Raw genomic sequence first — 23534 nt, 5'->3', positions numbered from 1 at the left:
AGGTGAGGTGCGGGGCGGATGCCGCGGCCGTCCCCGACGCGCCGCGTCCGGCCGGTCGCGGGTGACGCCGCCGCTGGGCGGGCGGGATGCCGGGCCGCCGGGCGCGTCACACCGGGCGGCCCCCGACCGTCGACACCGCCTCGGCCCCGGCCCGGCAGCCCGCCTCGGCCGCCGGGAGGACCGCCGCCCCGGCGACCAGGGCGGCGAGGAAACCACCGGTGAACGCGTCCCCCGCGCCCGTCGAGTCGACCGGGACGCGGACCGCCCCCGCGGGCACGCGCGCGGTCACCGCGCCGCCGGACGCCAGCAGCACGCCCCGGCCCCCGAGCGTGACGGCGACCCGCTCCACATGACGGCTCAGCTTCGCCGCGGCGTCCGCGGGATCCGGCAGACCGGTCAGCTCCCGGGCCTCGTCCGCGTTGGGCAACAGCAGATCGATCCCCTCGACCAGATCCAGGAACGCCGCCCCGCCCAGCGCGGCCAGGAACCCCGCCGAAGCGGGATCCACACTCACCGGGACGCCCCGCCGGCGGGCCTCCCGCAGCGCCAGCAGCGCCGTCGCCCGGCTCGTCGCCCCGAAGAGGAGGTAACCGGACAGATGGAGCCGGGCCGCACCGTCCAGCAGCGAGGAGGACCAGTCGGCGGGGGAGAGGCGCAGGACCGCCCCGCTGTCGGTGAGGAAGGTCCGCTCGGCCGAGGAGTCGACCAGGGCCACCACGGTGCCGGTCGGAGCCTCCTCGTCCACGCGCAGCAGCGCGTCCACCCCCGCCCGGCGCAGCGCGTCCCGGTGCCAGTCCGCCGCGTCCGCCCCGGCGCGGGCCAGCAGCCGGACCTCGCGGCACCCCGAACGCGCCGCCCAGCAGGCCACGTTGGCGCCCGCGCCGCCGGGCAGCGTGGTGATCCGGGCAGGGGTGTCCGTGCCGCGGCGCGGCTGTGCCGCATGCCGGACGACGACATCGGTGACCACCTCCCCGACCACCAGCAGACCGCCCCCGGGCACCGCGGCGCCGGTCCCGCTCACCGTCCGGCCGCCGCCACCGCGATCCGCGCGGCGAGCCGTACGTTCCCGCGCACGGCGGCGAGATTGGCCTCCAGGGACGCACCGTCCGTCTCCCGCATCAGGTGCTCCAGCAGGAACGGGGTGACGGCCTGCCCCGTGACGCCCCGCTCACGGCAGGCGTCCAGCGCCCCGGCGAGCACCCGGTCGTGCAGCACGGGGTCCAACTGCTCGTCCTCCGGTACGGGATTGGCGACGACCAGGGCCGCGGGCGGACCGCCCAGGCCCTCCCGGGCCCGCATCACGGCGGCGACCTCCTCCGGCGTACGGACCGTCCAGTCGACGGGTTCGCCCGAGCTGCGCAGATAGAAGCCGGGGAAGTGCTCCGTGCCGTAGCCCAGCACACCCACCCCCAGCGTCTCCAGGCGCTGCAGCGTGGCGGGCACGTCCAGGATCGACTTCACGCCCGCGCACACCACCGTGATCCCGGTGCCGGCCAGCAGGCGCAGATCCGCCGACTCGTCCTGGGTCTGCGTCCACTCCCGGTGCACGCCGCCGAGCCCGCCGGTCGCGAAGACGCGCAGCCCCGCCCGCGCCGCGAGGAAGGCGGTGGCGGACACCGTGGTGGCCCCGCTCGCTCCCAGGGCCAGCGCGGGCGCGAGATCGCGGTGGCCCAGCTTGCGCATCCCCGGATCCTCGGCGATCCGCGCCAACCGGTCTTCGTCCAGCCCCACATGGGCCCGCCCGTCCAGCACGGCCACCGTCGCGGGGACGGCGCCGCCCCGGCGCACGAGCTCCTCCAGCTCCCGTGCGACCCGGAGATTGCGGGGGCGCGGCAGACCGTGCGCGATGATCGTCGACTCCAGGGCGACGACGGGCCGCTGTTCCTCCAGGGCCTCCCGCACCTCTCCGGAGAGCACGAGGGCGGTGTGGCCGGTTTCCTGCGGCACGGATGCCGGTGGATTCTGAGGCATGCCCCATCTCTGTCGCGGGCACACCGGCCGCAAACCCCCGGCGGCGGGGCGGTGTACGGGCCGGTGGTGCGCGGTCGCCTCAGCCCTTGCCGCTCGTCCCGGTGGTCCCACTCGTCCCGGTGGTCCCACTCGTCCCGGTGGTTCCGAGGGTTCCGGTGGTCCCGGCGGCCCCGCTCGTTCCGGTGGTCCCACTCGTCTCTGTGATCCCGGTGGGCTCGGTGGCCTCGCTCGTTCCGGCGTTTCCGCTCGTCCCGACGGTCCCGTTCGTCTCTGTGGTCCCGCTCGTCTCGACCACCTCGGTCGCCCCCGCCGCCCCGGCGACCCCGGCCGTCCCGGTCGTCGCCCGGCGCAGGGCGAGCGCCGCCATCGGCAGGAGGAGGAAGGCGACGGCCGCGTTGAGCCAGCCGTAGCCCAGCTTCGCGACGACCACGCCCGCCACCGCTCCGCCGATGCCGGCCGCCGTGCTCATCGCGAGGTCGGAGAGACCCTGTGCGGCGGCCCTCGCCGCCTGCGGCACCGAGTCGGTGAGGAGCGCCGAGCCGGCGACCATGCCCGCCGACCAGCCGAGGCCGAGGACGAACAGACCCGCCGCCGTCCGGACGTGCCCGCCCCCCGACGTCCCGGCCAGCACCGCCGCGCAGCACAGCAGCCCGGCGGCGAGCCCGATGACGGAGAGCCGGCCGACCCGGTCCACGAGCCGGCCCATCAGGGGGGAGAACGCGTACATGCCCGCGATGTGCCCGCTGATGACCAGGCCGATCAGCTGGATGTCCGCACCGTGGTGCCCCAGGTGGACGGGGGTCATCACCATGACGGAGACCATCGCGGTGTGTGACACGGAGACCGTCACGAGGGCCAGCCGGGCCATCGGGTCCGCCCGCACCGCGGCGAGGCCCGCCCGCAGCGAACGGCTCGCCGCGGTCTCCGTGCCCTGCGGGGCGAGCGCCCTGGCGGTCAGCAGCGGATCGGGGCGCAGCAGGAACGCCACCACGGTCCCGGCCAGCAGGAAGATGACGGAGGCCCAGGCGAACGGTCCCGCGGCCTCGGGCACGACGGTGTGCCGGAACACCCCGCTCGCCGGCGCGGCGATGTTGGGTCCGAGCACCGAACCGATCGTGGTCGCCCAGATGACGTGGGAGATGGCCCGGCCGCGCCGCTCCGGCTCCGCGAGATCGGCCGCCGCGAACCGCGCCTGGAGATTGGCCGACGAGCCCGCGCCGAACCCGGCCATGCCGAGCAGCAGCAGGGGGAAGCTCCCCACCACGGCGGCGGTCACCACGAGGAAGGCCCCCGAGGCCCCGGTCAGGTACGCGAGGACCAGTCCGGGCCGCCTGCCCCGCGAGGTCATCAGGGCCGCCAGCGGAAGCGAGACCAGCGCGGTGCCCGCCACGGAGGCCGTGGGCGCCAGTCCCGACAGCGCTTCGGAACCGCTCACCTCGGCCGCCAGGACCGGGGCCAGGGCGATTCCCACGGCCACCCCCAGGCCGCCGAGTATCTGACTGCCGATGAGTACGGCCGATATCCGGCGCCGCAGGGCCGGCAGCTCGGCCGCCGTGATCCGGGAGGAGGGGAGTGCTGTCGTCACCGCCGCAGTGTGCCAGCTCGCACGCCCGCGCGGCAGTGGGGCGGCCGAGCCGACCGCGCGGGACGTCGCCGGGCGCGCCCCGGCACCGCGCTCACCGCGCCCCGGCCGGGCGCGGCGGGCAGAAGCGGTCAGGAGCGGAACCGCCCGGCCCGGCCACGCCACGAACCGACCGGGCCACGCCACGCCACGACCCGGCCCGGCCGCGCCACGACCCGGCCCGACCGGGCCGCTGCACGGCCCGCCCCGTACGCCCCGTACGACCCGCCCCACGCCAGGGCCGGGCACCGGCGACGCCGTCCGGGGACCGCGCTCAGCGGCGGGTGGCGTCCCGGACGACGTCGGGGTGGTTGGTGATGATGCCGTCCACGCCGAACCCGGCCACCTCCACCGCCTTCGCCGCGTCGTTCACCGTCCAGGTGTTCACCCGCAGCGGCTTGCCGTGGGCACCCTTGAGCTTCTGGACCGCGGCGACCCAGTCGGCGCCGATGGTCGTGTACGACGGGTTGATCTGGTCGGTGAACGCCGCGTACGACGGCAGATCGGACACGGCGGGGGTGCCCAGGAAGCCCGTGACGACGTCCGGGCGCTGCGCGTGCACAGCTTTCACACTCTCTGCACCGAAGCTCTGGACGATCAGCCTGCGCTTGACGTGATCGCGGTCGAGCCACCCCTCCTCGCGCAGGACGCGCAGGGTCGCCCTCTCGATGCCCGGGTAGATCTCCGGGCTCTTGATCTCCAGGAGCAGCTTCTGGCGGTTGCGCTCGACCCGGTGCAGGTACTGCGTGAGCGTCGGCACCCGGGCGCCCGCGAAGCCGGGGCCGAACCAGCTGCCCGCGTCCAGCTTCGCGATCTCCGCCGCGGTGAAGTCCTTGACCGCCCACGGCGCACGGTCCGGGAAGACCTCCTCGGCGTCGGTGGTCCTGCTCAGGGTGGTGTCGTGCACGACGACCAGGACGCCGTCCTTGGTGAGCTGCACGTCGTTCTCCACCCATGCGATGCCCAGGTCGTCCGCGGCGTCCACGGCCGCCAGGGTGTTCTCCGGCGCGTAGGCCGAGGCGCCCCGGTGGGCGTAGACGACCGGGGCGTCCCGGGTGCCCGAGGCCTGCGCCTGGGTGGCGGGCAGCAGGACACAGGTGCCGACCAGGACGGCTGCGGCACCGGAGGCGGTTGCTGTGCGTACGGACACGTGGACTCCTCGCGTCGGGGGCGGACAGAACCGAGACTCGCATCCGATCCCCAACGGAGGGGAGGGCGATGGTGGCCATGTTGTGAACGGGGCATGGGCCACCGCGGCCCCGCGCCGCCCGAACGCGGATAAAATGCCGTTCTTATGTTTGCCTTCCGGGCCTCGCCCTTTAGGGTCACCCCGAACCCCGGGCACACCGCGAAGGGCGTACCAGCATGCAGGGCACAGTCGACGGATTCACCTACGGCGCCATGACCCCCGTCACGGCGTTCCTCATGGCGTGCCTCGGAGCTGCGCTCGGTCTCCGGTGCACCACGCGGTCCCTGCGCGCGGCGGGTGCCGCCCGAGCCGGATGGCTGGCCCTCGGCGCGACCTCCATCGGATCCGGCGTCTGGACGATGCACTTCATCGCGATGCTGGGCTTCAGCGTCCAGGAGGCGCCGGTCGCCTACGACCGGCCCCTCACCTACGCCAGCCTCGCCGTCGGGGTCGGGATGGTCGGGATCGGCATCTTCCTCGTCGGCTACCGCGGCGCGACCCGGATGGCGCTGGTCACCGGCGGGACGATCACCGGCCTCGGGGTCGCCTCCATGCACTACCTCGGCATGGCCGGGATGAACTTCGGCGGAGTGTTCGAGTACGACACGCTCACGGTCTCGCTCTCCGTCGTCATCGCCGTGGTCGCCGCGACCGCCGCGCTCTGGGCGGCCGTCTCCGTCCACGGCTTCCTCGCCAGCCTCGGCGCCAGCGTCGTCATGGGCGTGGCCGTCAGCGGGATGCACTACACGGGCATGGCCGCGCTCCAGGTGCACCTGCACGCCGACGCCGCGGCGGTGCCGCCCGGCGAGGCGCCCGCCTCGCTGCTCCTGCCGATGATGATCGGGCCGGGCTGCTTCCTGCTGCTCGCCGCGGTGGTCGTGATGATCGACCCGCTGGTGGTGTCCGGCGCCCCCGGAGGAGCGGGCAGGCGGCCCGGGCAGACGCTCCCGCACGGCGGGCCGCTGACCCCCGTCCCGGTGCAGCGCCGCCGCACACCGCCGTACGCGACCACCGCGCGCAGGGCCTCCCGGCAGCCGTGGAGCCGCTGACCCCCGTCGTTGTCGGTGCGGGGTCGTACGGTGGATGCATGCGGCCAGTCTCGAAGATCGAACGTTCGGTGGCGCCTTTCGAGGTCGTCAGTCCCTACCAGCCCAGCGGCGACCAGCCCACGGCCATCGCCGAGCTCGACCGGCGCGTCCGCGCGGGTGAGAAGGACGTCGTCCTGCTCGGCGCGACGGGCACCGGCAAGTCGGCGACGACCGCCTGGATGATCGAGAAGCTGCAGCGCCCCACCCTGGTGATGGCGCCGAACAAGACGCTCGCCGCCCAGCTGGCCAACGAGTTCCGCGAGCTCCTCCCGAACAACGCCGTCGAGTACTTCGTCTCGTACTACGACTACTACCAGCCCGAGGCGTACGTCCCGCAGTCGGACACCTACATCGAGAAGGACTCCTCGATCAACGAGGAGGTCGAGCGGCTGCGGCACTCCGCCACGAACTCCCTGCTCACCCGGCGCGACGTCGTCGTGGTCGCCTCCGTCTCCTGCATCTACGGCCTCGGCACCCCGCAGGAGTACGTCGACCGGATGGTCCAGCTCAAGGTCGGCGACGAGATCGACCGGGACGCGCTGCTCCGCCGCTTCGTCGAGATCCAGTACACCCGCAACGACCTCGCGTTCACCCGCGGCACCTTCCGGGTGCGCGGCGACACCATCGAGATCTTCCCGGTGTACGAGGAGCTCGCCGTCCGCATCGAGATGTTCGGCGACGAGATCGAGGCGCTCTCCACCCTCCACCCGCTCACCGGCGAGGTCATCAGCGAGGACGCCGCCCTCCACGTCTTCCCCGCCAGCCACTACGTGGCCGGCCCCGAGCGCATGGAGAAGGCGGTCGTCGGCATCGAGAAGGAGCTGACGGAGCGCCTCGCCGAGCTGGAGAAGCAGGGCAAGATGCTGGAGGCCCAGCGGCTGCGCATGCGCACCACCTACGACATCGAGATGCTCCGCCAGATCGGCACCTGCTCGGGCGTCGAGAACTACTCGATGCACTTCGACGGCCGCTCGCCCGGCACCGCCCCCCACACGCTCCTCGACTACTTCCCCGAGGACTTCCTCCTCGTCCTGGACGAGTCGCACGTCACGGTCCCGCAGATCGGCGCGATGTACGAGGGCGACGCCTCCCGGAAGCGGACCCTCGTCGACCACGGCTTCCGGCTGCCCTCCGCGCTGGACAACCGCCCGCTGAAGTGGGAGGAGTTCCTGGGCCGCATCAACCAGACGGTCTACCTCTCCGCCACCCCCGGGAAGTACGAGCTGTCCCGGGGCGACGGCTTCGTCGAGCAGATCATCCGCCCCACCGGCCTCGTCGACCCGGAGGTCGTCGTCAAGCCCACCGAGGGCCAGATCGACGACCTCGTCCACGAGATCCGCAAGCGGACCGAGCAGGACGAGCGCGTCCTGGTGACCACCCTCACCAAGAAGATGTCCGAGGACCTCACCGACTACTTCCTCGAGCTGGGCATCCAGGTCAGGTACCTCCACAGCGACGTCGACACGCTGCGCCGCATCGAGCTGCTGCGCGAGCTCCGCGCCGGCGAGTACGACGTCCTGGTGGGCATCAACCTCCTGCGTGAGGGCCTCGACCTGCCCGAGGTGTCGCTCGTGGCGATCCTCGACGCGGACAAGCAGGGCTTCCTGCGCTCCGGCACCTCCCTGATCCAGACCATCGGGCGTGCCGCCCGCAACGTCTCCGGCCAGGTCCACATGTACGCCGACAAGGTCACCCCGGCGATGGCGCAGGCCATCGACGAGACCAACCGCAGGCGTGAGAAGCAGATCGCCTACAACACCGAGCGCGGTGTGGACCCGCAGCCGCTCCGCAAGAAGATCAACGACATCGTCGCGTCCATCGCCCGCGAGGAGGTCGACACCGAGCAGCTGCTCGGCACCGGCTACCGCCAGACCAAGGACACCAAGGCACCCGTCCCCGCGCTGGGCGGCAAGGCCGCCGCGGGCGGCCGGGCGAAGAAGGCGGGCGCCGCGGTCACCGACCGGCCCGCCGCCGAACTCGCGGGGATCATCGAGGAGATGACGGACCGGATGCGGGCGGCCGCGGCCGACCTGCAGTTCGAGGTGGCCGCCCGGCTGCGCGACGAGGTGGGCGAGCTGAAGAAGGAGCTGCGGCAGATGAGGGAGGCGGGGCTGGCCTGACCCCTGAGGTCCGCAGTGTTGCAGGACCGACACGAAAACGCCCCTTCCCTCCTACCTCCCACCTGCGACTGCGTAGGGTGCGAGGAAGCCGCACCCCGACGGGTGCGGGGCAAGCGGAGAGGGGACAGCGCGTGACGGTCAACATGACCAAGGGCCAGGCCATCAGCCTGCAGAAGAGCGACGGGGGGACCCTGACCGCGGTACGGATGGGGCTGGGCTGGCAGGCGGCCCCGCGCCGCGGGCTGTTCGGTTCGCGCACCCGGGAGATCGACCTGGACGCCTCCGCGGTGCTCTTCGCCGACAAGCAGCCCGTGGACGTCGTGTTCTTCCGCCACCTGGTGAGCGACGACGGCTCGGTCCAGCACACCGGCGACAACCTGGTCGGCGGCGCCGGCTCGGGCGGCGACGACGAGGCGATCCTGGTCGACCTGCAGCGGGTCCCGGTCCACATCGACCAGATCGTCTTCACGGTGAACTCGTTCACCGGCCAGACGTTCCAGGAGGTCCAGAACGCCTTCTGCCGCATCGTCGACGAGACCAACGGCCAGGAGCTGGCCCGCTACACCCTGGACGGCGGCGGCCAGTACACCGCGCAGATCATGGCGAAGGTCCACCGGGTGGGCGGCGGATGGCAGATGACCGCCCTCGGCAACCCGGCCAACGGCCGTACCTTCCAGGACCTGATGCCGTCGATCCTGCCGCACCTGTAGGCACGGCACGGGCAGCGCCCGGCCCACGCATCCGTACGAGCAGCTCCCGGTGGCACCCGCCGCCGGGAGCTGCGCCCGTGGCAGGGCACCACACCGAACGTCGAGGGGACAGGGCGATGACGGCCGAGCTGGTCCGGGGGCAGAACCACACCTTGCCCCTGACCCGACTGGAGATCAGGGTGTCGGCGGGCTCACCCGTCGTGGCCGGGGCCACCCTCGCGGACGAACGGGGCACCGTCCGCGGCCCCGGGCGGATCGCCCACCCGGCCGCGAACCGGGTCCCCGGCCTCGAGGTGTCCCGGCAGGCGTCGGCCGACCACCGGCTGGCCGTGGACCTGGACGCGCTGCCCGACGAGGTGCACCGCGTCACCGTGCTCCTCGCCCTGCCCGCGGGGACCGGCCGGCCGGCGAGCTTCGGCGCGGTGGCCGCGCCCTTCGTCGCCGTGACCGCGCTCGACGGCACCGAGATAGCGACCTTCACCCTCACCGGACTGGACACCGAGTCGGCCGTGTCCGCCCTGGAGCTCTACCGCCGCGGGGGCGCCTGGAAGGTCCGCGCCGTCGGCCAGGGCTACGCCACCGGGCTCGCGGGCCTGTTCGCCGACCACGGGGTGGCGGACGCGGCGGGGACCGCGGCCGCCGTGCAGGAGGCCGTCGCCTCCGGACTCGCCCGCTCCGTCACACCGCCCTCCCGCGCCACCGACGGCGAGCGGGTGGGCCACCCCGCGGGCCCGGCCGCCGCCGGCCCGCCGCCCGTCCCCTCGACGCCCCCGGGGCCGGACCCCGCCGCCCCGCCGGCGGAACCGCCGGCCGACCCCACGGTCGCGCCCACCGTGGCTCCCACCGGCCCGGTCAGCTACGCGCACCCCCGGCGGCAGACCTCGGCACCGCCCCCGCCGCCTCCGAGCGCACCGCACGCCCCGCCCGGCCGGCCCGCGGAGCCCGTCGCCGGTGACGCCACCGGCTGGACCATGGACGAGCGCCTGTACAACCAGATCTGGGGCATGTTCGAGGACCTCGCCCGCGCCGTCGCCGCCTACCGCAGCGCGGCCGACTTCGCGGAGTCCCGGATGGAGCAGGAGCTCGACCGGACCCTCTCCGACCCGCGCAGCCGCATCGGCGGTGCCGGCGACCGCGCCCGCGAGGCGGCCCGGGCCAAGCGCGACGAACTCACCGGCCGCGCACGGGAGGTGCTGGACCGCGACCTCGCCCGGCTCGCCGCCGAGTCCGCGGTCGTGGAGCCCGCCCTCCCCGCCGCCTACGCGGGCTGGGACAACCCCGTCTGGCACGGTCACCGCGTCCCGATGGAGAAGCCGATGGCGCTGCGCATCGGGGACCTCAACCTGCCCGAGGCCACCGACCTGCGCATCCCGCTGCTGGCGAGGCTCCCCCTGGAACGCGGCATCTGGATCGACAGCGGCTCCCCGGCCTCCGGGCCCGGCGCCCCGGAGGCCGGCGACCCGCCGCGCGCAGCGGCCGTGCGGACCGCGGTCCTGCTGGCCGCGCGGCTGCTCGCCGTGCACCCGGCGGACGAGTACTCCGTGCACGTCATCGACCCGGCCGGCTCCGCCGCCGGTCCGCTCGCCCCGCTGGTCGGAGCCGGGGTGCTCGCCGGTCCGCCCGCCACCGGGGCGCAGGGCGTGGCGGCGGTCCTCGACCACCTGACCCGACGCGTCGACCTGGTGCAGATGGCGGTCAGGGCCCGTGCGGCGGACGCGCTGCCCCCGGACCTCGACACGGCCGAGCAGCTGCTGATCGTCAACGACTTCCCGCACGGCTTCGACGACAGGGCCGTCACCCAGCTGCGCTATCTGGCCGACGAGGGTCCCCCGGTGGGGGTGCACCTGCTGATGGTGGCCGACCGTGAGGACGCCCGCGCCTACGGTCCGGTGCTCGACCCCCTGTGGCGGTCCCTGCTGCGGATCACGCCCGTGGCCGACGACCACCTCGCCGACCCCTGGGCGGGCCACGCGTGGACGTACGAGCCGCCGCGCACACCGCCGGGCAGCCGGGTCCTGGAGCAGGTGCTCGCCCTCGTCGCGGCGGCGCGGCGCGGAGGCGGCCGCCGAGCCGGATGACGGCGGACCAGATCTCGCTCCATCGTTGTTGACCTGCCATTTTGATCTTTACTTGGCATTGACTTTACCTTTTCTTGGTACTTCCTGTACTGTTCTTGGTGCGGAGGGGAGTACTCCCGATCGCGGCGTTCCCGTCAGTACGGACTGTGACCGGTCCCGGGGCGCCGGCCCGGCGCGCATCCCGCGCTCCCGGGTGGAAGAGACCTCCGGCAGCGACGACGCTGATCCATAGCCGTAGCGAACTGCCGGAGGCGCAGTGGACGTTTCATGGACCCTCTGGGCGCTGACCATCTTCGGTCTCAGTGCCCTCATCGCCGTCGACTTCTTCATCGGGCGCAAGCCCCATGACGTGTCGACCAAGGAAGCCGGAATCTGGACCGTCGTCTGGATCGCCCTGGCCGTGCTCTTCGGACTGGGCCTGCTGGTCTTCGGTGAGAGCCAGGCCTCGGGCGAGTTCTTCGCCGGCTTCATCACCGAGAAGTCGCTCAGTGTCGACAACCTCTTCGTCTTCGTCCTGATCATGGCGAAGTTCTCGGTGCCCTCCCACCTGCAGCAGCGGGTGCTGCTCATCGGCGTGCTGATCGCGCTGGTGCTCCGGGCGATCTTCATCGCCGCGGGCGCCGCGGTCATCGCCAACTTCTCGTGGGTCTTCTACATCTTCGGCGCGTTCCTGATCTACACCGCCTGGAAGCTGATCCAGGAGGCGCGGTCCGACGAGGAGGAGGACGACTTCGAGGAGAACCGCCTCCTGAAGTCGATCGAGCACCGCTTCGGTGTCGCCGACAAGTACCACGGGACGAAGCTCTTCATCCGGAACAACGGCAAGCGCGTCATGACCCCCCTCATGGTGGTCATGCTCGCCATCGGCACCACCGATGTGCTCTTCGCGCTGGACTCCATCCCGGCGATCTTCGGCCTGACCCAGGACCCGTACATCGTGTTCACCGCCAACGCCTTCGCCCTGATGGGCCTGCGTCAGCTGTACTTCCTCATCGGCGGTCTGCTGAAGAAGCTGGTGCACCTCAGCTACGGGCTCTCGGTGATCCTCGGGTTCATCGGCGTCAAGCTGGTGCTGCACGCCCTGCACGAGTCCGGGGTGCACGTCCCGGAGATCTCCATCCCGTTCTCCCTCACCGTCATCTGCGGCGTGCTGGTGATCACCACGATCACCAGCCTCATCGCCAGCAGGAAGCAGGAAGCGGCGCGGCAGGCCGCGGAGGGTACGGACCGGGACGGCCGGCAGGACGACAGCGAGAACGTCGGCGCGGAGAAGTAGCGCCGGGCGGACACACCGACGGCCGGGGCCCCGAGGGGCACCCGGCCGTCGGCCGTTCCGGGGTTCACCAGCCGCGCTCGCGCCACTCCGGCAGACGGGGACGCTCGGTCCCGAGCGTGGTGTCGTGGCCGTGGCCCGGGTAGACCCAGGTCTCGTCCGGCAGGCGGTCGAAGAGTTTGGTCTCCACGTCGTGGAGCAGGCGCGCGAAGGCCTCCGGGTCCTGGTGGGTGTTGCCCACCCCGCCGGGGAAGAGGCAGTCCCCCGTGAACACGTGCGGCGCCCCGTGCGGGTCGTCGTAGACCAGGGCGATGGACCCCGGGGTGTGACCGGTCAGATGCCTGGCGGTCAGCTCGACCCGGCCCACCCGGACCGTGCCCCCGTCCTCGACGAGCTCGTCGGTGGGGACCGGGATGCCCTCGGCGTCGTACCTCCCGGCGTACGTCCGCGCGCCGGTGGCGGCCACCACCTCGCCCAGCGCCTGCCAGTGGTCGCCGTGCCGGTGCGTCGTGACGACGGACGCGATGCCGTCCTCGCCGATCAGCCGCAGCAGGACCCCGGCCTCGGCGGCCGCGTCGATCAGGAGCTGCTCGCCGGTGGCCCGGCAGCGCAGCAGATACGCGTTGTTGTTCATCGGGCCGACGGCGACCTTGGAGATCATCAGGTCCGTCAGCTCGTGCACATCGGCAGGCCCGCCGACCTTGACCGTTCCGCTGTACGTCATGTGACGCAGCCTATAGCGGGGGCAGGACGGGAAGACCGCCGCCGTCCACGGTCAGCGCGGAGCCGTCCCGCCGGCCGCAGAACCAGCCCAGGATGTCGGCGGCCGTCCCCCGGACGGTGACCGCGGCGCCGTCGGAGCCGCCGCCGGTGGTCCACAGCCGGCCGTCCTCGGTGACCGCCGTGGTGGGGACCACGCCGGGATGCCCGGCGAACCGCTGCGCCAGGAAGTCGTTCTCCCGGATCACGAACTCCTCCGGCAGGTCCTCCAGCTCGTACCCCACCCCGAGGTCGACGTGGTGCAGCTCCACCTCGATCCAGCGGCGGAACGGGATCCGGGACGCCGAGTCGGTCACGCCGTTGCGCAGGGTGACCGTGCGCCCGGGGTCGGCGGACACCTGCGCCGCGGCCAGGAAGGCCGTGCCGCTGGTGCGCAGGTCGGCGAGGTGCTCACGCAGCGGCCGGGGCGCGTCACTCTCGATGTCGGCGTCCCGGGTTTCGCTGCTCGCGTACATCGGGCGTCCCCGGAGAACGTTTACGAGGGCGTCGGCGTTACGTGACAGGTGGGCAAGGACATGGCCGCGGCTCCAGCCCGGCAGACGCGACGGCTCGGCGAGGGAGCCGTCGTCCAGCCCGTCCACGGCACCGAGCAGCCGGTCGGTCGCTTCACGTACAGCGTCCAGGTCGGACGCGTGATCAGTCATGGGCCGAGCGTAGACCCCCGCCACTCGTTCGGGTGATGGAGTCGTCGGCCGACCGTAAATCGAATGCGCGTGCTATACGCTCGGAGTCGAAAGCTTCGTACATCGCTGTGGCGCCCCCCATACCCTGGGACAGGGGCTCAGTTCCCCCACTTCTCTCCAGAAAGGTGCGGACCGGCGTGGCCGACCGTCTCATCGTCCGTGGCGCGCGCGAGCACAACCTGAAGAACGTCTCGCTCGATCTCCCCCGTGACTCCCTCATCGTCTTCACCGGGCTCTCCGGGTCGGGCAAGTCGTCGCTCGCGTTCGACACGATCTTCGCCGAGGGCCAGCGGCGCTACGTGGAATCGCTCTCCTCGTACGCCCGGCAGTTCCTCGGCCAGATGGACAAGCCGGACGTGGACTTCATCGAAGGCCTCTCGCCCGCCGTCTCCATCGACCAGAAGTCGACCTCGCGCAACCCGCGCTCGACGGTCGGCACCATCACCGAGGTCTACGACTACCTCCGGCTGCTCTTCGCCAGGATCGGCAAGCCGCACTGCCCCGAGTGCAGCCGGCCGATCTCGCGCCAGTCGCCGCAGGCCATCGTCGACAAGGTGCTCGGACTTCCCGAGGGGAGCCGCTTCCAGGTCCTCTCACCGCTGGTGCGGGAGCGCAAGGGCGAGTTCGTCGACCTCTTCGGCGACCTCCAGACCAAGGGCTACAGCAGGGCCAGGGTCGACGGCGAGACCGTCCAGCTGTCCGAGCCGCCCAAGCTGAAGAAGCAGGAGAAGCACACCATCGAGGTGGTCATCGACCGCCTCACGGTCAAGGACAGCGCCAAGCGCCGTCTCACCGACTCCGTCGAGACGGCGCTCGGCCTCTCCGGCGGCATGGTCGTGCTCGACTTCGTCGACCTGGAGGCGGACGACCCCGAGCGTGAGCGGATGTACTCCGAGCACCTCTACTGCCCGTACGACGACCTCTCCTTCGAGGAGCTGGAGCCCCGCTCCTTCTCCTTCAACAGCCCCTTCGGCGCCTGCCCGGACTGCACGGGCATCGGCACCCGGATGGAGGTCGACCCGGACCTGATCGTCCCGGACGAGGAGAAGTCCCTCGACGAGGGCGCGATCCACCCCTGGTCCCACGGCCACACCAAGGAGTACTTCGGGCGCCAGATCACCGCCCTGGCCGAGGCGCTCGGATTCCGCACCGACATCCCCTGGGCGGGGCTGCCGCAGCGCGCCCGGAAGGCCCTGCTGCACGGCCACAAGATCCAGACCGAGGTGCGCTACCGCAACCGCTACGGCCGCGAGCGCGCCTACACCACCCCCCGTTTCGAGGGTGCGGTCCAGTACGTCAAGCGGCGTCACTCCGAGGCCGAGAGCGACTCCAGCAGGGAGCGCTTCGAGGGCTACATGCGCGAGGTGGCCTGCCCGACCTGTGCCGGCACCCGGCTCAAGCCGCTGGTCCTCGCGGTGACGGTGATGGAGAGGTCCATCGCCGAGGTCGCCGCGATGTCGATCAGCGAGTGCGCCGAGTTCCTCGGCCGCCTCACGCTCAACGCCCGCGACAAGAAGATCGCCGAGCGGGTCCTCAAGGAGGTCAACGAGCGGCTGAGGTTCCTCGTCGACGTCGGCCTCGACTACCTCTCGCTGAACCGCGCCGCGGGCACCCTGTCCGGCGGCGAGGCGCAGCGCATCCGGCTCGCCACCCAGATCGGGTCCGGGCTCGTCGGCGTGCTGTACGTCCTGGACGAGCCGTCCATCGGCCTGCACCAGCGCGACAACCACCGGCTGATCGAGACCCTGGTCAGGCTCCGGGACATGGGCAACACGCTCATCGTCGTCGAGCACGACGAGGACACCATCAAGGTCGCCGACTGGGTCGTCGACATCGGCCCCGGCGCGGGTGAGCACGGCGGCAAGGTCGTGCACTCCGGTTCGCTCAAGGAGCTCCTGGCCAACGAGGACTCCGTGACCGGCCAGTACCTCGCCGGCCGGCGGGCCATCGCGATGCCGGACGACCGGCGCCCCGTCGACCCGAAGCGCCGGCTCACGGTCCACGGCGCCCGGGAGAACAACCTCCAGGACATCGACGTCTCCTTCCCGCTCGGCGTGCTCACGGCGGTCACCGGTGTCTCCGGCTCCGGGAAGTCGACCCTGGTCAACGACATCCTGTACACGCACCTGGCGCGCGAGCTCAACGGCGCCAAGTCCGTGCCCGGACGGCACACCCGGGTCGACGGGGACGACCTCGTCGACAAGGTCGTGCACGTCGATCAGTCCCCGATCGGCCGGACGCCCCGCTCCAACCCGGCCACGTACACCGGAGTCTTCGACCACGTCCGCAAGCTCTTCGCCGAGACGATGGAGGCGAAGGTGCGCGGCTATCTGCCGGGCCGCTTCTCCTTCAACGTCAAGGGCGGCCGTTGCGAGAACTGCTCGGGCGACGGCACGATCAAGATCGAGATGAACTTCCTGCCCGACGTGTACGTCCCGTGCGAGGTCTGCCACGGCGCGCGCTACAACCGGGAGACGCTGGAGGTCCATTACAAGGGCAAGTCCATCGCCGAGGTGCTGGACATGCCGATCGAGGAGGGTCTGGAGTTCTTCGAGGCCGTCCCGACGATCGCGCGCCACCTCCGCACGCTCAACGAGGTGGGCCTCGGATACGTCAGGCTGGGCCAGTCCGCGCCCACCCTCTCCGGCGGCGAGGCGCAGCGGGTGAAGCTGGCGAGCGAGCTGCAGAAGCGCTCCACCGGCCGCACCGTCTACGTCCTGGACGAGCCGACGACCGGTCTGCACTTCGAGGACATCAGCAAGCTCATCGCGGTCCTCTCCGGCCTGGTCGACAAGGGCAACACGGTGATCGTCATCGAGCACAACCTCGATGTCATCAAGACCGCCGACTGGGTCGTCGACATGGGTCCCGAGGGCGGCAACGGCGGCGGTCTGGTCGTCGCCGAGGGCACCCCGGAGCACGTCGCCTCGGTGCCCGCCAGCCACACCGGCAAGTTCCTCCAGGACATCCTGGGCGCGGACCGGATCGGGGCGGCCGCCGTCCCCGCGGCCCGGAAGCCGCGCAAGGCCCCCGCGAAGAAGGCCGTCGCCGCGAAGGCGGCCACGACCCGCCGGACGGCCACCGCCAGGACGGCCGGGAAGGCGGATGCCGAGCAGCCCGCGCCGAAGAAGGGCACCCGCGCGCGGAAGGCCTGACGACGCCGGTCCGGGGCGGCACCCCGCAGCAGGGTGCCGCCCCGGACCGCTGTTCCTGTACTGGCCGTGGGCTGTCCCGCGGTTGCCCGGCCGCTGCCCTGCGGACCGCTTGTCCTCGTGGTGGCCGTGGGCTGCCCGCCTCGGCCCGCGCGTTGTCCCCGCGGGCCGCTGTCCCCGCGGTGGTCGTGGGCCGTCCCGTCGACCGCCGCTCCGGTGGTGCCCGCGGACCGCTGTCCCCGCGGCGCTTCCCGGGCCCCCGTGGGAGCCGTGGCCGAGCGGCGGCCCTGCGACCGGGCCGTCCCGGCGAGCGCAGGGTGGCCCGGCGGCAGGGCCGTCGTTCTCCGCCGGTATCGTCGGGTCTGTCGCCCGTGCCCGCAGGTGCGGCCCGTGCCCCGGAGACCGTGGCACCCGGCGCCCGTACGGTGACGGCGCCGCTCTGTCCCCCCGACCCGTGGAGACCGCATGTCCGGCCTGCCCGCCGCCCGCCGCACCGTACTGAAGGGCGCCGCTCTCGCCGGTGCCGCCGGGCTGGGGGCCGCCGCCTGTTCCACCGAGTCGAAGCTCGGCCACGCGCAGACGCCCACGCCCACCGCACCCGTGGAGCTCGGCGCCGCCGACGAGGTCCCCGTCGGCGGGGCCAAGCTCTACCGGGAGCAGCGGGTCGTCGTGAGCTGCCAGGCCGAGGGCCGGTACAAGGCCTTCAGCGCGCAGTGCACCCACGCCGGCTGCCTGCTCGACACGGTCGAGGGCAACGAGGGCAACTGCCCGTGCCACGGAAGCCGCTTCGACATGACCACGGGCAAGGCCGTCCAGGGCCCGGCCACCGTGCCGCTGCCGTCGGTCCCGCTCCGGATCGAGGGCGGAAAGCTCGTCGCGGGCCCCGACGCCTGACCACCACCGGCCCGGTGGCCGGGGCCGCCGCACCGCCCGGCCCGGCGGCCCGGGCCCCCACCGTCCGGCCCGGCCCCGGCCCGCCACGCGGCGCCCGGGGCCCGGTGCGGCCGGACCTCCGCCCCGGCCCCTCGGCCTCCCACAGGCCCCTGGGCCGCCCCTGGCCCTCGGCCCCACCACCGACCCCCGGACCTCCGCCCCGGCCCCCGCAGCGCCGCTCACCCGTCCGTACCGGCCGCGCGTCCGTACCGTCGCCCCGCGGCCGGTCACCGGCCGCGGGGTGCCCGGAGACGCCGCTCTGTCACCGCCCGCAAGTAGGGTGTGAGACATGGCAGACCCCTCCAGCTACCGCCCCAAGCCGGGACAGATCCCCGACTCCCCGGGGGTCTACAAGTTCCGCGACGAGCACCGCCGGGTGATCTACGTCGGGAAGGCGAAGAACCTGCGTCAGCGGCTGGCCAACTACTTCCAGGACCTGGCCGGTCTGCACCCGCGCACGCGCACGATGGTCACCACGGCGGCGTCCGTCGAGTGGACCGTCGTCTCCACCGAGGTCGAGGCGCTCCAGCTGGAGTACACCTGGATCAAGGAGTTCGACCCCAGGTTCAACGTCAAGTACCGCGACGACAAGAGCTATCCCTACCTCGCGGTGACCCTCGACGAGGAGTTCCCGCGCGTCCAGGTCATGCGCGGCGCCAAGAAGAAGGGCGTGCGCTACTTCGGCCCGTACGGCCACGCCTGGGCGATCCGCGAGACGGTCGACCTGATGCTCCGGGTCTTCCCCGTGCGCACCTGCTCCGCCGGAGTCTTCAAGAACGCCGAGCGCACCGGCCGCCCCTGCCTCCTCGGCTACATCGGCAAGTGCTCCGCCCCCTGCGTGGGACGTGTCACCCCCGAGGAACACCGGGAGCTGGCCGAGGACTTCTGCGACTTCATGACGGGCCGCACCGGGACCTACATCCGCCGCCTGGAGAAGGAGATGACACAGGCGGCCGAGGACATGGAGTACGAGCGCGCGGCCCGGCTGCGGGACGACACCGGAGCCCTGAAGCGCGCCATGGAGAAGAGCGCGGTCGTCCTCGCCGACGCCACGGACGCGGACCTGATCGCCGTCGCCGAGGACGAGCTCGAAGCCGCCGTGCAGATCTTCCACGTCCGCGGCGGCCGGGTGCGCGGCCAGCGCGGCTGGGTCACCGACAAGGTCGAGGCCGTCGACACCGCGGACCTGGTGGAACACGCGCTCCAGCAGCTCTACGGCGAGGAGTCCGGCGACTCCGTCCCCAAGGAGGTGCTGGTCCCGGCGCTGCCCGAGGACCCCGACGCCGTGTCCCAGTGGCTCGCGGACCGCAGGGGCTCCCAGGTGAGCCTGCGCATCCCGCAGCGGGGCGACAAGAAGGACCTGATGGGCACGGTCCAGCGCAACGCCCAGCAGGCGCTCGGACTCCACAAGACCAAGCGGGCGTCCGACCTCACGACGCGCTCCCGCGCCCTGGAGGAGATCGCCGAGGCGCTCGGCCTCGACACCGCCCCGCTGCGCGTCGAGTGCTTCGACATCTCCCACCTCCAGGGTGACGACGTGGTCGCGTCGATGGTGGTCTTCGAGGACGGCCTCGCCCGCAAGAGCGAGTACCGCCGCTTCCAGATCAAGGGCTTCGAGGGACAGGACGACGTCCGGTCCATGCACGAGGTCATCGGCCGCCGCTTCAAGCGCTACCTCCAGGAGAAGGAGCGGACGGGGGAGTGGGAGGACCCCCCGGCCCCGACCGGCCCCGCGCCCGCGCCCGGCGGGCCCGACGCGTCCACGGCGGCCCCGTCCGGAGAGGCACTGCCCGAGGGGGGCCCGTCCGGGGCCGCCCCGCCCGCGGCGGGCACGGCGCAGGCCGCCGCCCCGGCGTCCGGCGATCCCACCGCTCCCGAGGCCGGACACGCCCGGGAGGAGGCCCGCGAGGACGACGGCCGCCCCAAGCGCTTCGCCTACCCGCCGCAGCTCGTCGTCGTCGACGGGGGACAGCCCCAGGTCGCCGCGGCCCGGCGCGCCCTGGACGAGCTGGGCATCGACGACATCGCCGTCTGCGGTCTCGCCAAGCGCCTCGAAGAGGTCTGGCTGCCCGACGACGACGACCCGGTGGTGCTGCCCCGGTCCAGCGAGGGCCTCTACCTCCTCCAGCGCATCCGGGACGAGGCGCACCGCTTCGCCATCACCTACCAGCGGGCCAAGCGGGCCAAGCGCATCCGCAGCAGCCCCCTGGACGACGTGCCGGGCCTCGGCGAGACCCGCAAGCAGGCGCTGATCAAGTATTTCGGCTCCGTCAAGAAGCTGCGGCGGGCGACAATCGACGAGATCTGCGAGGTGCCGGGGATAGGGCGCAGGACCGCCGAGTCGGTGGCCGTGGCCTTCGCGGCGGCGGCCCCGGCCGCACCCGCCGTGAACACCGCCACAGGAGAGATCATTGAAGAGGACGACGGGGACGGCAGGACATGACCGACCAGACGGACCACGCACATGAACGCCGGAACGACCGCGGCCGAGCAGACGGAGCAGCAGACGTGAGTACGGGAAGCACCACGGAGAAGACCGAGGCCGGCACGCCCGCGATTCCCGAGCTGGTGATCATCTCCGGGATGTCGGGCGCCGGGCGCAGCACCGCCGCGAAGTGTCTGGAGGACCTCGGCTGGTTCGTCGTCGACAACCTGCCGCCCGCACTGATCCCCACCATGGTGGAGCTCGGCGCCCGGTCCCAGGGCAACGTCGCCCGCATCGCCGTCGTCGTCGACGTGCGGGGCCGCCGGTTCTTCGACAACCTCCGCGACTCCCTCGCGGACCTGGAGGCCAAGCACGTCACCCGGCGGATCGTCTTCCTGGAGTCCTCCGACGACGCCCTCGTGCGCCGCTTCGAGTCGGTCCGCCGCCCGCACCCGCTGCAGGGCGACGGCCGCATCGTCGACGGCATCGCCGCCGAGCGCGACCTGCTGCGTGAGCTGCGCGGCGACGCCGACCTCGTCATCGACACCTCCAGCCTCAACGTCCACGAGCTGCGCGCCAAGATGGACGCGCAGTTCGCCGGCGACGAGGAGCCGGAGCTGCGGGCGACGGTCATGTCCTTCGGGTTCAAGTACGGACTGCCGGTCGACGCCGACCTCGTCGTCGACTGCCGCTTCCTGCCCAACCCGCACTGGGTGCCGGAGCTCCGCCCCTTCACCGGGCTCAACGAGGAGGTGTCCGACTACGTCTTCGACCAGCCGGGCGCCAAGGAGTTCCTCAACCAGTACACGGAGCTGCTCCAGCTCATCGCCGCCGGTTACCGCCGCGAGGGCAAGCGCTACGTGACCATCGCCGTCGGGTGCACGGGCGGCAAGCACCGCTCCGTCGCCATGTCGGAGAAGCTGGCCGCCCGGCTGGCCACCGAAGGGATCGAGACCGTCCTCGTCCACCGGGACATGGGGCGCGAGTGACCGGTCGCCAGTTGCGTCAGCGCCGGCTGAGCAGGGCCACGGCCGCGCTCTCCGGCCGCAAGCGCGGTGCCCAGCCCAAGGTCGTCGCCCTGGGCGGCGGCATGGGGCTGTCCGCCTCGCTCACGGCGCTGCGCCGGATCACCGGCGACCTGACGGCCGTGGTGACCGTCGCCGACGACGGCGGCTCCAGTGGCCGGCTGCGCGAGGAGCTCGGCGTCCTCCCGCCGGGCGACCTCCGCAAGGCGCTGGCCGCGCTCTGCGGGGACGACGCCTGGGGCCGCACCTGGGCCCAGGTCATCCAGCACCGCTTCGAGTCCAAGGGCGACCTGCACGCGCACGCGGTGGGCAATCTGCTCATCGTCGCCCTCTGGGAGCAGCTGGGTGACCCGGTGCAGGCCCTCGACCTCGTCGGGAAGCTGCTCGGGGCGCACGGCAGGGTGCTGCCGATGTCCGCCGTCCCGCTGGAGCTCCAGGCGCTCGTGCGGGGCCACGACCCGCGGTGCCCCGAGGACACGGTCACCGTGCGCGGGCAGGCGACGGTGGCGCTGACGCCCGGCGAGGTGCAGTCCGTGCACGTCGTCCCGGCCGACCCGCCGGCCGTTCCCGAGGCGGTGGCGGCCGTACTCGACGCCGATTGGGTGGTTCTCGGTCCGGGGTCCTGGTTCTCGTCGGTGATTCCGCATCTACTGGTGCCGGAGCTGCTCGACGCACTGGTCACCACGAAGGCCCGCAAGGTCCTCTCACTGAACCTCGCACCCCAGCCCGGTGAAACAGATGGCTTCTCACCGCAGCGTCATTTGGAGGTTTTGGGACGACACGCCCCTAAACTCGCCATGGACGTGGTGCTTGCCGATGAGGCCGCCGTGCCTGACCGCGAGTCCCTCGCCGACGCCGCCCAGCGGCTCGGAGCCGCGGTCGAGCTGGCCCCCGTGGCCTCGCCCGATGGTGTTCCGATTCATGATCCGGAGCTGTTGGCCGCCGCGTACGACCGTATTTTTCGGATGCATGGAAGGATCGGCCCATGGCGATGACGCCAGCGGTGAAGGACGAAATCTCTCGGCTTCCCGTGACCCGTACCTGCTGCAGAAAGGCAGAGGTCTCGGCGATTCTCCGGTTCGCGGGCGGGCTCCACCTGGTGAGCGGCCGGATCGTGATCGAGGCCGAGCTGGACACGGGGAACGCGGCCCGCCGGCTCAAGCGGGACATCCTGGAGATCTTCGGGCACAGCTCGGAGCTGATCGTGATGGCCCCCGGCGGTCTGCGCCGCGGCTCGCGCTTCGTCGTCCGGGTGGTGGCCGGCGGGGACCAGCTGGCCCGCCAGACCGGACTGGTGGACGGCCGCGGCCGTCCCATCCGCGGCCTGCCCCCGCAGGTGGTCTCGGGGGCCACCTGCGACGCCGAGGCCGCCTGGCGTGGAGCCTTCCTGGCGCACGGTTCGCTCACCGAGCCGGGCCGTTCCTCCTCGCTGGAGGTGACCTGCCCCGGCCCGGAGGCCGCCCTGGCCCTGGTGGGCGCGGCACGCAGGCTCTCCATCGCCGCCAAGGCCCGCGAGGTGCGGGGCGTGGACCGCGTCGTCGTCCGCGACGGTGACGCGATCGGCGCGCTGCTGACCCGGCTGGGCGCCCACGACGCGGTGCTGGCCTGGGAGGAGCGCCGGATGCGGCGCGAGGTGCGGGCCACGGCCAACCGCCTCGCCAACTTCGACGACGCCAACCTCCGCCGTTCCGCCCGCGCCGCGGTCGCCGCGGGCGCCCGGGTGGGACGCGCGCTGGAGATCCTGGGCGAGGAGGTCCCGGAGCACCTCGCGGCGGCCGGACGGCTGCGCATGGAGCACAAGCAGGCCTCCCTGGAGGAGCTGGGAGCGCTCGCCGACCCGCCGCTGACCAAGGACGCGGTCGCCGGCCGCATCCGGCGCCTGCTGGCCATGGCCGACAAGCGGGCCCAGGACCTCGGTCTCCCCGGCACGGAGTCGACCCTCGGCGAGGAGCTGGCCGACGGCCTCGTGGGCTGAACGGCTCCGGCACTGCCCCGGCCGCCCTTCCCGGGGGCCGGAGCAGTGCCGTGCCCGGCCCCGGGGACAGCGGCCCCCCGTCCCCCGGCCCCGCACAGCAGCGGCCGCAGGGGCTGCACAGGAGAGCCGGGCCGTGCAGCAGGGCAGGCCGTACGCGGAGACGGCGCGGCGGACCGTACGCCGAGGCAGGACGCGCGCGGAGGCCCGACTGTGAGGGGGTCCGGCCGTATACGAAGGCCGCGGGCCGCGAGGCGGTCCGGCCCGGTCCCCGGGGCCGTCCACGGACACGGCGGCCGGCCGCCCTTTCCGGCCGTGCGCGACGCGGGCCATTCCGAAAACAGCCGGTGAATATCTCCGCAATACCGCGGCCGGCGATCCGTGTGCCGTGAATGAGTGCCGCCCGTACGCGAGGGGTGAGTACGGCTCCGCACGAATGAGCGGACCTCGGCAGTTCGTCAAGCGTGCGCTCCGGAACGGCGTAGGCAATCCGCGTATTCATCGATTGAGTACC

16 protein-coding genes and 1 pseudogene are annotated in these 23534 nt (G+C 72.7%); 11 read left to right on the top strand and 6 right to left on the bottom strand.

Features of this window, described 5'->3' with window-relative positions:
* Positions 1 to 106: 106 nt before the first annotated feature.
* The 4 genes and pseudogenes from ABZ172_RS18550 to ABZ172_RS18535 form a co-directional block, all read right to left on the bottom strand.
* Positions 107 to 1021 carry a PfkB family carbohydrate kinase gene (locus tag ABZ172_RS18550; RefSeq protein ID WP_356884790.1) on the bottom strand — a complete coding sequence of 305 codons (915 nt, stop codon included), beginning with the start codon at positions 1019 to 1021 and terminating at the stop codon, positions 107 to 109.
* Positions 1018 to 1971, bottom strand: coding sequence for a pseudouridine-5'-phosphate glycosidase (locus ABZ172_RS18545; protein ID WP_356884789.1), 954 nt, complete (start codon positions 1969 to 1971; stop codon positions 1018 to 1020). The genes ABZ172_RS18550 and ABZ172_RS18545 overlap by 4 nt, the downstream gene beginning before the upstream one ends.
* A 328-nt stretch (positions 1972 to 2299) precedes the next feature.
* Positions 2300 to 3556: pseudogene (locus tag ABZ172_RS18540) on the bottom strand (MFS transporter); the annotation flags it as partial.
* Positions 3557 to 3866: 310 nt separating this feature from the next.
* The gene (locus ABZ172_RS18535) at positions 3867 to 4742 is read right to left on the bottom strand and encodes a glycerophosphodiester phosphodiesterase family protein (RefSeq protein ID WP_356884788.1); all 876 of its coding nucleotides are present in this window, start codon (positions 4740 to 4742) and stop codon (positions 3867 to 3869) included.
* A gap of 215 nt (positions 4743 to 4957) precedes the next feature.
* Between ABZ172_RS18535 and ABZ172_RS18530 the strand changes: the two genes are divergently transcribed.
* From ABZ172_RS18530 to ABZ172_RS18510, 5 genes are all read left to right on the top strand, one after another.
* Positions 4958 to 5830, top strand: a complete 873-nt coding sequence (locus ABZ172_RS18530) for an MHYT domain-containing protein (protein WP_356884787.1) — start codon at positions 4958 to 4960, stop codon at positions 5828 to 5830.
* 38 nt (positions 5831 to 5868) lie between these two features.
* Positions 5869 to 7989: an excinuclease ABC subunit UvrB gene (gene uvrB, locus ABZ172_RS18525; RefSeq protein ID WP_356884786.1), complete on the top strand. Its 2121-nt coding sequence runs from the start codon at positions 5869 to 5871 to the stop codon at positions 7987 to 7989.
* A gap of 131 nt (positions 7990 to 8120) precedes the next feature.
* Positions 8121 to 8699, top strand: coding sequence for a TerD family protein (locus ABZ172_RS18520; RefSeq protein WP_356884785.1), 579 nt, complete (start codon positions 8121 to 8123; stop codon positions 8697 to 8699).
* A 116-nt stretch (positions 8700 to 8815) separates the two neighbouring features.
* Complete coding sequence (locus ABZ172_RS18515) at positions 8816 to 10777, top strand: TerD family protein (RefSeq protein WP_356884784.1); 1962 nt, start codon at positions 8816 to 8818, stop codon at positions 10775 to 10777.
* Positions 10778 to 11033: 256 nt separating this feature from the next.
* Positions 11034 to 12053: a TerC family protein gene (locus tag ABZ172_RS18510; RefSeq protein WP_356884783.1), complete on the top strand. Its 1020-nt coding sequence runs from the start codon at positions 11034 to 11036 to the stop codon at positions 12051 to 12053.
* A gap of 64 nt (positions 12054 to 12117) precedes the next feature.
* Here ABZ172_RS18510 and ABZ172_RS18505 read toward each other — a convergent pair whose 3' ends face one another.
* Both ABZ172_RS18505 and ABZ172_RS18500 read right to left on the bottom strand, forming a co-directional pair.
* Positions 12118 to 12774 carry an MBL fold metallo-hydrolase gene (locus tag ABZ172_RS18505; RefSeq protein ID WP_356884782.1) on the bottom strand — a complete coding sequence of 219 codons (657 nt, stop codon included), beginning with the start codon at positions 12772 to 12774 and terminating at the stop codon, positions 12118 to 12120.
* Between the two features lie 10 nt (positions 12775 to 12784).
* Complete coding sequence (locus tag ABZ172_RS18500) at positions 12785 to 13474, bottom strand: maleylpyruvate isomerase family mycothiol-dependent enzyme (RefSeq protein WP_356884781.1); 690 nt, start codon at positions 13472 to 13474, stop codon at positions 12785 to 12787.
* A gap of 176 nt (positions 13475 to 13650) precedes the next feature.
* On the opposite strand from ABZ172_RS18500, the gene uvrA reads away from it, so the two are divergent.
* From uvrA to whiA, 6 genes are all read left to right on the top strand, one after another.
* The gene (gene uvrA, locus ABZ172_RS18495) at positions 13651 to 16668 is read left to right on the top strand and encodes an excinuclease ABC subunit UvrA (RefSeq protein WP_356884780.1); all 3018 of its coding nucleotides are present in this window, start codon (positions 13651 to 13653) and stop codon (positions 16666 to 16668) included.
* Between the two features lie 462 nt (positions 16669 to 17130).
* Entirely contained in the window at positions 17131 to 17559 is a 429-nt protein-coding gene (locus tag ABZ172_RS18490; RefSeq protein ID WP_356884779.1) for a Rieske (2Fe-2S) protein, read from the top strand.
* 328 nt (positions 17560 to 17887) lie between these two features.
* The gene (gene uvrC / locus ABZ172_RS18485) at positions 17888 to 20041 is read left to right on the top strand and encodes an excinuclease ABC subunit UvrC (protein ID WP_356884778.1); all 2154 of its coding nucleotides are present in this window, start codon (positions 17888 to 17890) and stop codon (positions 20039 to 20041) included.
* The gene (gene rapZ, locus ABZ172_RS18480; protein WP_356884777.1) at positions 20038 to 21012 is read left to right on the top strand and encodes an RNase adapter RapZ; all 975 of its coding nucleotides are present in this window, start codon (positions 20038 to 20040) and stop codon (positions 21010 to 21012) included. Before uvrC ends, rapZ begins: the two co-directional genes overlap by 4 nt.
* A complete protein-coding gene (yvcK, locus tag ABZ172_RS18475; protein ID WP_356884776.1) occupies positions 21009 to 22043 on the top strand; it encodes a uridine diphosphate-N-acetylglucosamine-binding protein YvcK in 1035 nt (344 codons plus the stop codon). The genes rapZ and yvcK overlap by 4 nt, the downstream gene beginning before the upstream one ends.
* A complete protein-coding gene (gene whiA / locus ABZ172_RS18470; protein WP_356884775.1) occupies positions 22034 to 23023 on the top strand; it encodes a DNA-binding protein WhiA in 990 nt (329 codons plus the stop codon). The genes yvcK and whiA overlap by 10 nt, the downstream gene beginning before the upstream one ends.
* Positions 23024 to 23534 lie beyond the last annotated feature (511 nt).

The organism is Streptomyces sp. NPDC006296 (assembly GCF_040613235.1).
Classification (GTDB): domain Bacteria; phylum Actinomycetota; class Actinomycetes; order Streptomycetales; family Streptomycetaceae; genus Streptomyces.
Note: the sequence above shows the minus strand (reverse complement) of the source record. Positions and strands in the feature narration are given on the sequence as shown.